The sequence below is a fragment of the Candidatus Paceibacterota bacterium genome, assembly GCA_036517255.1.
GTDB lineage: Bacteria > Patescibacteriota > Minisyncoccia > Phycocordibacterales > WO2-35-19 > DATDXE01.
In genome coordinates, this window is sequence record DATDXE010000015.1 from 40,590 (window position 1) to 53,345 (window position 12,756).

A 12,756-nucleotide genomic window follows, 5' to 3' on the forward strand; every position below is an offset into this window, starting at 1 on the left:
TTATGAGCCCCTGAGCACCCCCCTCAAAACATCTTCTGGGACTTCATTTACTTTTGGTTTTGGTGGAGAAGGAAGTGGTATCTCTTTTTTCTGTTCTAGCGGCTTAACAAAATTTGCTGTGTTTATCGCTGTATTTTTTGGAACAACCTGAAGTTTAGAGAGGGCCTCTTTCAGAGCGTTCATATTTTTCTCCGTAGGCCCCTTATCTTTTCTTCTATTGTCTTGATTTAATGTATTAAGAGAAATTGTTTCTTTTTTGGGCTCTACTTTTGCTTCGACCTTTATTTGTGGTCGTGGGATTTCAATTCTTGGTTCTATTTTTACATTTCTATATTCCTGCCTTCTTCCTTCATTTTCCTTCCTGACTCCCGCCTTACCGTCGGATAAATCGGGTTTCGGGTTTCTAGCTTCCTCCTTTACTGGGGCATACCATTCATTAATCACTCTTTCCACTTCTTCCTTCGGATGAGCATACGTCGCTCGTGATTCTGCCACCACTTCTTTCCTGTACGAAATCTCCGGCTTTGGAATAGGAGCCATACCTAAAGCAGAAAAAGGTTGGGAAGGCACTCCGTCGATCATAAGCTTCAGGTACATTTGGTACTTTCCAAGATTGACCATGTCCTCAGCGATAAACACAGGAGCAAATTCCTTTTCCAAAACATCGGCATCAAAAGAGCCGACTCTGAAAGCAATCATAGTGCCTACGTTACCGAACACAGCAGCCCTCACTTCCTCGGCCATTTGTTCGATATATTGGTGAGCTATATTAAGAGCGAGTTTATATTTACGCGCCTCGGAAAGAATGTCGGCAAAACTTTTGTTAGCAAAGGATTGAAATTCATCCACATACAAATAAAAATTCGGAAGCTTCCCAAGCTCGGCTTCCGTAACATCGGAACGCGACATAGCAGAGAGATAAATTTTAGTCACCAACATCGAACCGAGCAAGTTAGCGTTACTTTCTCCGACCAAGCCCTTCGATAAGTTGACGATCAGGATTTTCTTTTCGTCCATGATTTTACGCATATCAAACGAAGATTTCGGTTGACCAATGATATTCCTGATCAAGGGATTGGAGGTAAATTGACCAATTTTGTTTTGGATCGCAGGAGTAGCTTCCGCGGCAAAACGTTCGGTATACGAAGCAAATTCCTTGGTCCAATATGTTTTTACTGAAGAATCGGTAACATTATCGACCACTTTCTGTCGATAGACTTTTTCGGTAAGCATCCTGTTGATACCAAGCATGGTAGCACCTGGATACTCAAGCAGAGCGAGGATGGTATTTTGCAAAATATATTGCATTCGGTCCGAAAAACTTTCTTCACCGAAAAGTTTTTCAAAGGCACTCATAAGGCCAGAAAGTACTAAGTGCCTTCGCATTGGCCCCACGTCCTCCATTACGTTAAAAGATATGGGGTATTCGGTATCAAACGGCGCAAAATAAATTACATCTTTTATTCGGTGTTCGGGAATGTAGTCGAGTAAAAGATCAGCCGTCTTGCCGTGAGGATCGATAAAAGCCACCCCTTCCCCATTCTGAATGTCTTGAATAACCAAATTCTCGAGAAGGGTCGATTTACCCATGCCTGTTTTACCAATGGTATATAAGTGGCGCAGTCTATCTTTCGATTTTATACCGAAAGCCAGGCGTTTGTTGCGCGAATCCGTCTCAGCAAAATAAGTAACTTTGTCATCAGGAGGCATAATACAATTATACAATCTGACGACCAATTATTCTAATTTCTAATTACCCTAATTTTTCAATAACGCAGCTTCTGTATATTTGTTCGCCGGATCCCACAGCATCCAAGAGGTAAGACCGGCATCGTAAGTGCCTTGAATTTGAGCCCGCACCATTTCGGCAGTGTAAGGAATCGGATAATCATTGTCCTGGAGCCATGGACGAAGCTGTTCTTTTTTTATATTAAAATTTTGAGTAGTGGAGGCTAGGAGTTCAGTTTTTGTAACAGCACTCTGCATGACATACTTTATAAGTTCATAAGGTACTTTGTTTGGGTCAGGCCAGCCATTAAAGTGAGCTGGGTAATGTGAAGGATAGACCATGGGAGAAATGTAATCGAAATAAGGCAGAGCATTTTCAAGTACCTGACCTATGCCCAAATCATCACTGTTTGTAGTCACCATCCCAAATAAATCTACTGAAGTTTTTATCTCAACACCTTCCAGACTTTTATCTAAATGTTGGAAAAATTGTTTAAGCATCAAAGGCTTGGTAGTACTACCAGTATGAGTGAACGCAATATCGTTCATGTTACCGTCGGAAGGAAAACGAATGTAGTCAAAATTTATTTCATCAAAACCAATTTTTTCCGATTCTTTGGAAATTTCAACAATATAATTCCAATACTCTTTCGCTCCAACATCGATAAAAGAGAGTCCTTTCCTATCCTTCCACACCCCACCATCACTTTTCCTTTTGACTGCAAGTTCGGGATGCAACTTAGCATAAAGAGGATCCTGGAAAACTGCCACCCTACCGATGACATATATTCCTCTATCGTGTAAATCTTGAATAAATTCAAGCATGTCAGAAACCCTACAGCCCTCCCCTTTAGGCCCCAGATCACCAAAAGAAACAGTGCCCGTGTAATCCTTGATGTCGACTACCACAGAATTGAGTTCCGTCACATCTATCAAATCAGCTATTTTGTTTCGCCAATCACGAAGGCTGGCTACACAAGATGTCATGTAGATTGCCTTGAGTGGCTCCGGTGTGGAAATGTGAATTATCTTAGGAACAGTTTGGCCTGTAGAAAGAGTCGTAGAACTATCGCTACTTGAATATTTCACCGGGAGAGATAAACCAAAAACAGCAACAAAAAAAGCTAAAATTATGGCTCCTAGAAAAATGTAGGAGAAAAATTTCCTCTTCATTTAACTTTTGTCCTCTGAATAATTTTCTCCGATATTTCGGGCCACATAGAGCGCACTAAAATAGCGAGGCCTAAGAGAGACACGACAATGTGACGCATATTTCCAGGTATACCAAGGAATGGAATAACAAAGATAAGCAGGCCAGTTATAGGGTAAAACCTTTTCATTGCACACAGTATAATTTCTAAATGACAAAAGGTAAAGCTTTTAAAGTTGTTGACTTAAAGAACTACGGCATTATAGTACAGAAAGAACGATTACACATTCTAGAGAAAGGAATAGGTCGAATGGAGCAAGTACCACGCGTAGAAAAGACCAAAGATGGACTTCTGGTCATCCGGCTCCATGAAGTGCTGGTAGACCGAAGTCTTAGTTTCGAGGAAGCTGTGAGGCTCGGAGCTCCTGGCACAGGAGAGAACTCCTTCGTCTTCTTGTGCGAAGGCCAGTATTCACGAATGAATCAGAGTGAAATCAGGGAAGCCAGTTTTAGCGATATTTCCCTGCTGTCATTTAGAAGACGTTGGAAAAATAGTGAAGGCATCGAACACCTTGAATCAATCGGGCACAAAGGTGCTTCGCCCCAAGAAGTTTTGGCCATCGGGGGAAATTTCCCTCGATTAAACCAGAGCATGAGTAATTACGCTCCCCCATCGATGTATGTGACCAGTGTACGTGGTTGCTTCATCGGTATTCGGAGATGTTTTTTCTGTCTTGCATTCGGAGCAGAGCAGCCGATAGCAGGTCTGACTTCTTCATACGCCGGATGGCATCGAGCCGACGAATGGCTCGCAGTCATTGGTAACGTAGAATAGCCTCCGCTTCTTGGTAAATTCCTTCTGGGAAATACAAGAAGCGGAGCGTTTGTTTATTTAATATTTTTATTAAAATACTCCTTCAGCATCATCTTTAAAGACGATTTTCCTTTATCTGTTTTGAAATATTTTTCCCTTCTTTTAGCGTCAGTTATATTTTTGTAAGCCTCGTAAAAAATTAGATCAAGAGGTCTTCGTGGCTTAGTAGAAGGAACCTCTCCTTTTTCATGTTCTTCAAATCTTCTTTTCAAATTCTCTGAATAGCCTATGTATAACTTTTTATCTTTTAGACTTCGTAAAATATAGACGTAGTACATGTGGTGCACATGCACCATGTGAGGTGCATGGCTACCATAAACCTACTTCGGTTTTCTGGCAAAGCCATAAACCCTACGTGGTTTATGGTGCGCGCACTAGGATTTGAACCTAGGACCTTTCCAGTATCAGTGGAATGCTCTACCAACTGAGCTATACGCGCGAATTTTTCCCAAGAGCGAAGCGATTGGTTGAAAAATTCAGCGTCCAGTTGTATTCAACTGGGAAGAATTTTCCGCTTTTGGTGGGCTTAAAAAATCTAACATAAAATTTTATAAAAGTTAAATCCCGTGAGAGAGGCTTGTAAGCCTACATCTCACGGGACGAGTGTCATCCCTAATAACCCCCCAAGGATGGGCACTCTTATCGGATACTGCGTGCGGCAGGCTTCTTGCCCGCAAGAGCCCGGCTCACCGCAGCCATACTTCTGTCGAAATTGGGGGGCTTTGGAGCATACTCAAACGCTCCATAAACTGGCGGTTTCGCCCTGGGCGTCTTCATAGCCAGCTCGTACTTCTTAGCTGACCTGAAGTCAGCTTTGATAGTAGGCCCAGCGACAAAAGCAACCAAAGCAACCACAACCGCCAAAGTCCCTAACGAAACCAGGCCGCTCACGGTGGGCGTGGCATCAAACATAGCCACAACCAACACAAGAAAAACCATAGCAAGAATTCTAAGAAATTTTCCCATAGCGAGAAAATCCTCCTGCCCTGTATTATATCATAATCTACTATTAAATGCAAGTAAAAATTTAGACAGCAAAAAAGCCCTTATTTTAAGGGCTTTTTTGCTCGCCGGTTGGCGAAATAATATTCTTTGTTTTGTTCCGTCCTACTATTTAGTTTTCTGCTGTCTTTCCAGCTGCCACCCGCCTGTAACGCTATGCTTAGCATTGCGGGCAGGTACCATTTTAAGTTGTGATCAAACTATTGCGCACTCGATCGAGTTGCACAATATCGACTGTCATTCCTTTCCTCCGACATAAGTCAGAGAAGAGGAAATTTTCACCTTGAAATATTCCACGAGCAGCTTCCGCTACCCGTGCCTTGTTACGACTTACTCCCTGTCATTGAGCTTACCTTAGTCCCACTTGCGTGAGCCTTTGGGTACTCCCAACTCCCTTGAGTTGACGGGCGGATTGTGATTTTCTCACATCCCCTGAAGTATTTAATATAAATACTTCACCATACTGCTTCCCATCATTTCACAGTTTTGGACGTAGCGAGCAGATTTCCTGCACTACGCGAGCCCGATAGTTTTCAAATTCATTTTTGCTTTTAGCTTCCTGATTCTCTCTAAACCATCTTTAGTAAGATGATCTTTTGATTGAACTAGTTTGGCTACTTTACAAAATAATTCAAAATTTTTCTGTTTAGAAAAACTCTGAAGAGGATATTGTTTGAAAAATGGGATCAATATTTTAAGAACATCTGAATATGAACTTATGCTGTATCTATAGCATTGAGCATGGTTAACTCTCTGCTCTTTTTGAAAATACACAGCTCCACATTTCAGAGTATTCTTAACTTTTTCCAGAAGGAATCTATCTTTCTCCTGCATTTTTATATGAAAATGCAATTGAACATTAAACCCCATTCTGTAGAGAGAAGATTTTCTTACATTTACGTAAAAACATCCTTCTCCATCCGTTAATCCTACAATATACTCATTTGAAACTATCGGTTTTGTCCTTTCCACACATATTTAATATTATTGTTTTAATTATAACATTAAGTTGACGCATGGTACTACGACTCAGCTGACTCCCAGCACTAATTTAGTGCTGGGTCTCCCAGGGTCATTTATAACTCCTTTCCAAACATCCCAACGAAGATTTTTGTTCGTGCTTCCTTCAGACTCACCGCAGAAGTCGCACATCTCTTTTTTGATCGGGCTACCTTTCGCTACTAGGATCCTTCGGTCCTCACATTACTGTAGGGGACCTACCCGTTCGCTAAATTGCTTTCGCAACTATCAGACTTTAACTGATTGGATTTATAAACTGCCTGGCGCCTTTAATTTTGAGTACAAGACTTGAGAACGTATTCACCGCGGTATAGCTGACCCGCGATTACTAGCGATTCCAACTTCATGGGGTCGAGTTTCAGCCCCCAATCCGAACTGGCGCCACTTTTCTTAGGATTAGCTCAGTCTTGCGACGTCGCGACCCGTTGTAGTGGCGATTGTATTATGCGTGTAGCCCAAGGCGTCAGAGGGACATGCTGACCTGGCGTCATCCTCGCTTCCTCCCAGCACGAAGTGAACGAAGTTCACTTCAAGTAAAAAGTTCATAAAGTTATAAAGTTTTTAAAGTAAGGAAAATTCTTACTTTATAACTTTACAAACTTTCAACTCCTTAACTCGAAGTGCGTTCACGCACTTTGTGCTGGGCAGTCTCGGCTGACACTTGTAACAGCCAACGAGGGTTGCGTTCGTTACCCCACTTAAGGGAACAACTCAAATCACGAACTGACGACGGCCATGCATCACCTGTTCAAGTGTTCTTGCGAACGTTTACATTTCTGTATTCTTCACTTGAATTTCTAGCCTTGGTAAGGTTTTTCGTTTGTTGTCGAATTGAACCGCATAATCCACCGCTTGTGCAAGTCCCCGTCTATTCCTTTGAGTTTTAAGCTTGCGCTCGTACTACCCAGGCGCCTCTCTTAACGCGTTAGCTTCGCCTCCCAGAGGGTCGATACTCCGGAAAGCTAGAGAGGAACGTTTAGGGCGTAGACTACGCGGGTATCTAATCCGCTTCGCTACCTACGCTTTCGTGTTTCAGTGTCAGGAGTGCGCCAGTGAATTGCCTTCGCTTTTGGTGTTCCCCATGATATCAACGGATTTCACCCCTACTCCATGAGTTCCATTCACCCCTCGCATCCTCAAGCTCTGCCGTTTCTTTCGCATTTCTCCAATTAGGTCGGAGTCTTTAACGAAAGACTAACAGTGCCACCTACACACCCTTTACGCCCAGTGATTCCGGATAACGCTTGGGGCCTCTGTATTACCGCTCCTGCTGGCACAGAGTTTGGAGCCCCTTATTCATGAGGTACTATCGTCCCGAAGGATTTCTCCCTCATAAAAGACCTTTACGTCCCGAAGGACTTCATCAGTCACGCGGCGTCGCTCGATCAGGCTTTCGCCCATTGTCGAATATTCTCGGCTGCAGCCACCCGTAGGTGTATGGACCGTTTCTCAGTTCCATCGGTGGGGGTCAGCCTCTCAGCTCCCCTAAGCGTCATAGCCTTGGTAAGCCATTACCTTACCAACTAGCTGATACTCCGCAGGCTCTTCCTTAAGCGTCTTGCGACTTTACTCTTACGAGACTATTTGGGATTACCTCCTCTTTCGAGAAGCTATACCAAACTTAAGGGAAGATACCTACGTGTTACTACCTCGTCTGCCGGTACCTCGGTCTTGCGACCTCGGCCCCTTGACTTGCATGCCTTATCCACGCCGCCAGCGTTCATCCTGAGCTAGGATCAAACTCTAAATATAATTAGACGGAACAAAACGAAGAATACTATATCCTGTCATTTCATATTTTCTAATTTTTCAGTTTGATCTTCTAACTCAAAAAATCATTGTTTGTGTGTACTTATTTTATTACTCAAAGAAATATAGACTAGGACTTACATCTCAATCTTATATATTTCTTATTTCAAGTATGAAAATGTCAAAGACCAATCAAAACTCCCCACGAAGGAGAGCAGGGTAAAGTATAAGGATAAAAATAGGCCTGTCAAATAGTGATTCCAGCCCTCCCTCTCGAGAGAGCCCTGTATACAAATATGGAAGAAAACGTGGTAACCGGCACCGATACGAGTAGGCCAATCCCTAATGCTAAGAAACCTAGGAAGTTAAGTACCCCAACTACGATCCAAAACAAAAGAAGACTCCAGAAATTACCCTCGGTGATAGCCCAACTCTCTTTCATAGAAGCAATTATGCCCATATTTGTATCGACAAGGATAAGAGGAGCAAAAGAAAACCTTACAGCCCACAAAATACCCGGCAAGATAAGAAGTAAGAGGCCAACAAAAACTATGACCGGAAAAAGAATAGAGATTCCTAGATATTTCCAAAATAAAGGATAGCTCCTGAAAATATCACTGAATTTAGGTTTGTCATTGTCAGTTATACGGAGAAAAATTTTGCTATAACCGATGCGTATCACGATTAAAAGTATCGCCGCTAAAATTCCGAAGAGTGATTTGAAAAGCCCTTTCCCTCCTCCAGAAACAGCTCCTACTGCTAGCATAAGCAAAGTGGAGAGAACAGAAAGATGCATATTCTCTTTCATCCTTGCCCAACCATATTTGACAGACTCAGAAATCGAAAACATGAGTTTATTATACTTTATTCCTCCACTTCTGAATAGTAACAAGTAATGGTGAACCGAAAAAGATGGATGAGTAGGTACCGGCGATGATACCGATGCCCATAGTAAGAGCAAAATGCTTGGTAGCTTCAGGTCCAAAGAAATAGAGAACAACAATAGCAAGAAGGGTGGTAACGGAGGTATTTATAGAGCGAGTGAATGTTTCCGAAATACTTCTGCCTACAATTGCTTCAAACTCTTCCTTACCTCCCCTATCATTACTTATTTTCAAATTTTCCCTAACCCGATCAAATACTACGATAGTATCGTGAATAGAAAAGCCTAGGATAACAAGAAGGGCTGTCACGAAAAGAGTATCGACTTCGAACCCTTGAAAGTGGCCTAAAATGGCGAATATCCCTGTAGGAATAATGACATCGTGAGCGAGAGCGACTAGTGCCACTCCTCCATAAACCCAAGAGCTGATCGGTTTGGAAACCTTCCTGAAGGCAAAAGTGATAAATAAGATAATAGCCACTAAAACCAATATGATGGATAGGTAAGATTTGTTGATAGCTTCTATACCGAGAACTGGCCCGACCGTATTAAATTCTTTCTCGATAGGCACATACTTACCTTCAATGCTAAGAAGTGCCATGACACCAGCTTTTCTGGACTGATCGATTTCCTTTGTTCTGATGATAAAGGAGTCATCACCAGCATTCCTCACAGAAATACCTCCAAGGTCAAGTACAGAAAGGGCATCATTCACTTCTCCCACAGTGGGGGTGGCTCCTTCGTAAGAAACGTTGAGCAAACTACCACCAGTAAAATCAATACCGGGCTTTAATCCATAAGCTGAAATAGCCCAAATTGAAATAGCGAAAAGTAAGGCCGAGAAACAATAAAATATTTTTCTATATTTGATGATTTTCATATTATTTTTTATCTGATTGCATGGCGAACAATATGGTGCGTGAAGCTGTAATAGCGGAGAACATAGAAACAAGGACGCCTATGAGAAATACTAAAGCAAAGCCTTTCACGACTGGCGTAGAGGCTAGGTAGAAAAGAATAAGAGCCGTTATTATACTCGAAAGATTCGAATCACGAATCGATGTCCAAGCTCTTTTAAAACCTTCACTCAAGGCATCAACTTTATTTTTACCTTTTTTAAACTCCTCTTTTGTTCTTTCAAATATTAGAATATTGGCATCGACCGCCATTCCGATTGATAATATAAAGCCAGCAATACCGGCAGCAGTCAAAGTAACCGACATCAATTTGAACAAGGCCAGGTTGATAACGGTATAGATAATGAGAGCAACGACAGACACAAGTCCCGGACCTCTATACCAACCTATGAGGAAAATGGCGATAATAATAAAGGAATACAGTCCGGCCTTTAAGCTGTCAGCCACGGCTTGCTGACCCAAAGTAGCTCCTATTGACTGAGTACTTATAAGTTCGACAGGCACAGGTAATGCACCGTAGTTCAAATCACGCACTACCTGTTTCGCTTCCTCAGCAGTAAAGTCACCAGTTATCACTGCTTCGCCTGAAGGTATTTCTTCACGGATATAAGGGGCTTGAATCAACAGCCCATCCAGGAAAATGCCCATGATGCGACCAATATTATTTTTTGTTATTTCTGCAAAAAGATTTTTACCTTCAGTATTAAATTGTAAGCCAATAATCGGTTGGGTTGGAAAATTTGGATCAAACTGAATGGTGGCTTTCTGCAATTTACCACCATCGAGACCTGTAGCGATGAAAACATCCTCAGGGACTACGCCATCACCTACCGAAGACAGATCAAAATCAGGCTTCATGAGCATAAACTCCAGTGTGGGAGTTTTGCCGATTTGGTCTATAGCTTCTTGCACATTAGTAACCCCGGGCAATTCAACAATAAGCCTATTCTGCCCCTCTCCCCCAATGCCACTAGTTTCTACTTGTACTAGAGGCTCTGACACGCCAAAAAGGTTCACCCTTCTCTCAATAGCATTCCTTAGAGCTTCCATAGAATCATCGATTTCACCGGAAGCAACTTTAGAAGTATCAGCTCGATATATAAGCTGTGTCCCTCCGGACAAATCTAGCCCAAGTTTAAATTTATTTTCACCAGTCTTCTCGCCATTCCAAATCCAAAGCCCCATGACGATCGAAGCGAAAATTATGAGTATTGCCCAAAATCTGTATTTAGCCATTTATTTATATTTAGACTCCACTTCTGGATAGTATCACTTTTAGAGTCTTTAGTGCAATTTTGAGGTCGAGCATGAGGGAACGGTTTTTGATGTAATAGAGGTCGTAGGAAAGCTTGCGACGAGTCTTAAAAGCGTCGGCAACAACCTTGGGCGGATCGCGATGATATAGCTGAGCCCAACCGGAAAGGCCTGGTTTTATAAGATGACGAACATTGTAGTAAGGGATTTCATTTTCGTAATTTCTAACTAGAGATACTATCTCGGCTCTCGGACCAATAACTGACATGTCACCTTTTAAAACATTCCAAAATTGAGGCCATTCGTCAATTCTAACTGATCTGATAAATTTACCGACTTTGGTGATATGCTGGGCTTCATTCCGCGCCTCGCTACGCACCTCGCTTGCGAGACGGGCGGGCGACATACTTCTAAATTTCCAGATTTTTATTACCTTATTATTTTTGCCTATCATTTCTTGGGTGAAGAAAATTTTACCTCCATCCTCGATCTTGATCGCAAGGCCAACCACTATACAGAAAACGATGTTCAGAGAACCGACAATAATACTTATAATTATATCCATAATCCTCTTCAGGGCATCGTAAGCCACATGTGAAGAAGTGGAAACATTTTCTAAAAACCAATTGTATTTCAGAAGCGAGAGGGGCACTCGATCAAAAATATCTTCATAAATTTTATACATATCGATAAACTTCACATCAGCAAAAATTAAATTATATAGATTCGGAAGTATCGGTTCCACCTTTTCATTATGTAGGTCAATAGCGATGATCTGCACCCCTTCGGAATAAACCCGAGATATTATTTCGTCTTTGAAATTAAGTGACTCTATTTCGCTCACATCAATCGATGATATGAACTCCAAACCGTAGCGAGGATTGTTATTTACTTCCTCAATCAACTCCCTCATTTCTTCCCCCTGACCTACGATGATTCCTTTCTGAACTGTAGCTGGCCTCAAAAGACGCACCCCATAAAGCCTCCAAGCCAGGATAAGAGCGAAGGAGATAAGGAGGTGTATAAAGAGGATGGTTTTGGGTGCAATTTTGAAATAAGGTATGGAATAAAAGAAAAGAACAGCAAGGAAAGTATTACTAATTTGAGCATTGAAAATGGTGCTCGGTAAACGTGTTTTGAGGAGAAGTGTATGCTTTTCATATAAGCCAGTAATGAAGAAGGTTACTATCCATACAGCAGAAAGGATGGAAAAAGGGAAAGCATGCTGAACAAAGGCTTCCCCAGCAGGAAAAGTGAAATACCTAAAAGCCAAGGCTAAATACAAGGAAAAATAGAAAATGACGATATCGCCCAAAAAAAGAAGTAAAGCCTCTTTTCTATTTTGAAACATATATATATTATAACTCCAACTAATTTTTTCTCCTCCTACTCTTCCCTTCTATTTTTTAAATGGGAAACCAACTGATTTTAAGAAAGCTAAAGTTTTTTCTTTGGAGTTAAGATTGGTGACGATAGTCACTGCAAAACCAAATACATCTTTCAGCTCTTCATCAGCAGTTTCAGGAAATACCACATGTTCTTTTATGCCTAAAGTATAGTTGCCCATCTCATCGACTCCACCATCCGACAAGCCACGAAAATCTTTGGTCCTAGGTAGAGCTATATTTATAAGTTTATCCAGGAAACTCCACATCCTTTCTCCTCGAAGAGTGATTTGGATTCCTACTGTATCCCCCTCACGCACCTTGAAAGAAGCCACTGATTGCTTGGCCCCTTTCTTAACCGGACGCTGTCCTGTGATTTTTGAAAGCCTATCAAAAGCTAATTCAATTTTCTTTTTATCGGAAAAAGAACCTACTCCAGCATTAATCACCGCTTTCTCTATTCTAGGAGCTTGCATAACATTAACCATCTTAAGTGGTTCTTTGAGTTCCTTGAACGAATTTTTTGTTTTTTCTTTAAGAGTTTTCATAATTTTTCCATCTTTACTTCTTTCCATCTTTAAATCTTCTTAACATTGCTTACATGTATTGGAAAGGCCTGATCGACAAGTTGACCCTTCTGCCCTTGCTTCTTAGCTCTGATATGTTTTTTGTGGACATTTACTCCATCCAAAATCACTTTATCAATTTGAGGAAATGCTTTCACCACAGAGCCCTGTTTGCCCTTATCTTTTCCCGTTATAACTTGAACCTTGTCGCCTTTTTTGATTTTCATA

12 protein-coding genes, 1 tRNA gene and 1 rRNA gene are annotated in these 12,756 nt (G+C 41.6%); 1 reads left to right on the plus strand and 13 read right to left on the minus strand.

From position 1 onward, the window contains the following. Together VJH67_02890 and VJH67_02895 are read right to left on the minus strand one after the other, a co-directional pair. Positions 1 to 1,710, minus strand: coding sequence for a type IV secretion system DNA-binding domain-containing protein (locus VJH67_02890; GenBank protein ID HEY4516109.1), 1,710 nt, complete (start codon positions 1,708 to 1,710; stop codon positions 1 to 3). Between the two features lie 48 nt (positions 1,711 to 1,758). Continuing rightward, positions 1,759 to 2,901 (minus strand): putative glycoside hydrolase, encoded by a 1,143-nt coding sequence (locus VJH67_02895; protein ID HEY4516110.1) that lies wholly within the window; start codon positions 2,899 to 2,901, stop codon positions 1,759 to 1,761. A 188-nt stretch (positions 2,902 to 3,089) separates the two neighbouring features. Between VJH67_02895 and VJH67_02900 the strand changes: the two genes are divergently transcribed. Beyond that, entirely contained in the window at positions 3,090 to 3,713 is a 624-nt protein-coding gene (locus VJH67_02900) for a hypothetical protein (protein HEY4516111.1), read from the plus strand. A 53-nt stretch (positions 3,714 to 3,766) separates the two neighbouring features. Here VJH67_02900 and VJH67_02905 read toward each other — a convergent pair whose 3' ends face one another. From VJH67_02905 to rplX, 11 genes are all read right to left on the minus strand, one after another. Beyond that, complete coding sequence (locus VJH67_02905) at positions 3,767 to 4,030, minus strand: GIY-YIG nuclease family protein (protein HEY4516112.1); 264 nt, start codon at positions 4,028 to 4,030, stop codon at positions 3,767 to 3,769. A gap of 85 nt (positions 4,031 to 4,115) precedes the next feature. Then, positions 4,116 to 4,191: transfer RNA gene (locus VJH67_02910), tRNA-Ile, on the minus strand. A gap of 200 nt (positions 4,192 to 4,391) precedes the next feature. Then, positions 4,392 to 4,718 carry a hypothetical protein gene (locus tag VJH67_02915; GenBank protein ID HEY4516113.1) on the minus strand — a complete coding sequence of 109 codons (327 nt, stop codon included), beginning with the start codon at positions 4,716 to 4,718 and terminating at the stop codon, positions 4,392 to 4,394. Positions 4,719 to 5,267: 549 nt separating this feature from the next. Continuing rightward, positions 5,268 to 5,726 carry an LAGLIDADG family homing endonuclease gene (locus VJH67_02920; protein HEY4516114.1) on the minus strand — a complete coding sequence of 153 codons (459 nt, stop codon included), beginning with the start codon at positions 5,724 to 5,726 and terminating at the stop codon, positions 5,268 to 5,270. 208 nt (positions 5,727 to 5,934) lie between these two features. Beyond that, a 16S ribosomal RNA gene (locus VJH67_02925) occupies positions 5,935 to 7,526 on the minus strand. Between the two features lie 244 nt (positions 7,527 to 7,770). Then, complete coding sequence (locus VJH67_02930; GenBank protein ID HEY4516115.1) at positions 7,771 to 8,373, minus strand: YciC family protein; 603 nt, start codon at positions 8,371 to 8,373, stop codon at positions 7,771 to 7,773. Positions 8,374 to 8,380: 7 nt separating this feature from the next. Then, positions 8,381 to 9,286: a protein translocase subunit SecF gene (gene secF / locus VJH67_02935; protein HEY4516116.1), complete on the minus strand. Its 906-nt coding sequence runs from the start codon at positions 9,284 to 9,286 to the stop codon at positions 8,381 to 8,383. Position 9,287: 1 nt separating this feature from the next. Beyond that, on the minus strand, positions 9,288 to 10,559 hold the full coding sequence (gene secD / locus VJH67_02940; protein ID HEY4516117.1) for a protein translocase subunit SecD: 1,272 nt from the start codon (positions 10,557 to 10,559) through the stop codon (positions 9,288 to 9,290). A gap of 10 nt (positions 10,560 to 10,569) precedes the next feature. Beyond that, positions 10,570 to 11,928, minus strand: a complete 1,359-nt coding sequence (locus tag VJH67_02945) for an exopolysaccharide biosynthesis polyprenyl glycosylphosphotransferase (GenBank protein HEY4516118.1) — start codon at positions 11,926 to 11,928, stop codon at positions 10,570 to 10,572. 48 nt (positions 11,929 to 11,976) lie between these two features. Next, positions 11,977 to 12,537, minus strand: a complete 561-nt coding sequence (gene rplE / locus VJH67_02950) for a 50S ribosomal protein L5 (protein ID HEY4516119.1) — start codon at positions 12,535 to 12,537, stop codon at positions 11,977 to 11,979. Between the two features lie 2 nt (positions 12,538 to 12,539). Further along, positions 12,540 to 12,755 carry a 50S ribosomal protein L24 gene (rplX, locus tag VJH67_02955; protein HEY4516120.1) on the minus strand — a complete coding sequence of 72 codons (216 nt, stop codon included), beginning with the start codon at positions 12,753 to 12,755 and terminating at the stop codon, positions 12,540 to 12,542. Position 12,756 lies beyond the last annotated feature (1 nt).

What these genes read in the sequence shown, in the direction of transcription:
- secD (HEY4516117.1), bottom strand. Translation starts at nt 10,559, where the DNA reads ATGGCTAAATACAGATTTTGGGCAATACTCATAATTTTCGCTTCGATC.
- VJH67_02930 (HEY4516115.1), bottom strand. Translation starts at nt 8,373, where the DNA reads ATGTTTTCGATTTCTGAGTCTGTCAAATATGGTTGGGCAAGGATGAAA.
- secF (HEY4516116.1), bottom strand. Translation starts at nt 9,286, where the DNA reads ATGAAAATCATCAAATATAGAAAAATATTTTATTGTTTCTCGGCCTTA.
- VJH67_02895 (HEY4516110.1), bottom strand. Translation starts at nt 2,901, where the DNA reads ATGAAGAGGAAATTTTTCTCCTACATTTTTCTAGGAGCCATAATTTTA.
- rplE (HEY4516119.1), bottom strand. Translation starts at nt 12,537, where the DNA reads ATGGAAAGAAGTAAAGATGGAAAAATTATGAAAACTCTTAAAGAAAAA.
- VJH67_02915 (HEY4516113.1), bottom strand. Translation starts at nt 4,718, where the DNA reads ATGGGAAAATTTCTTAGAATTCTTGCTATGGTTTTTCTTGTGTTGGTT.
- VJH67_02900 (HEY4516111.1), top strand. Translation starts at nt 3,090, where the DNA reads ATGACAAAAGGTAAAGCTTTTAAAGTTGTTGACTTAAAGAACTACGGC.
- VJH67_02905 (HEY4516112.1), bottom strand. Translation starts at nt 4,030, where the DNA reads ATGTACTACGTCTATATTTTACGAAGTCTAAAAGATAAAAAGTTATAC.
- rplX (HEY4516120.1), bottom strand. Translation starts at nt 12,755, where the DNA reads ATGAAAATCAAAAAAGGCGACAAGGTTCAAGTTATAACGGGAAAAGAT.
- VJH67_02890 (HEY4516109.1), bottom strand. Translation starts at nt 1,710, where the DNA reads ATGCCTCCTGATGACAAAGTTACTTATTTTGCTGAGACGGATTCGCGC.
- VJH67_02945 (HEY4516118.1), bottom strand. Translation starts at nt 11,928, where the DNA reads ATGTTTCAAAATAGAAAAGAGGCTTTACTTCTTTTTTTGGGCGATATC.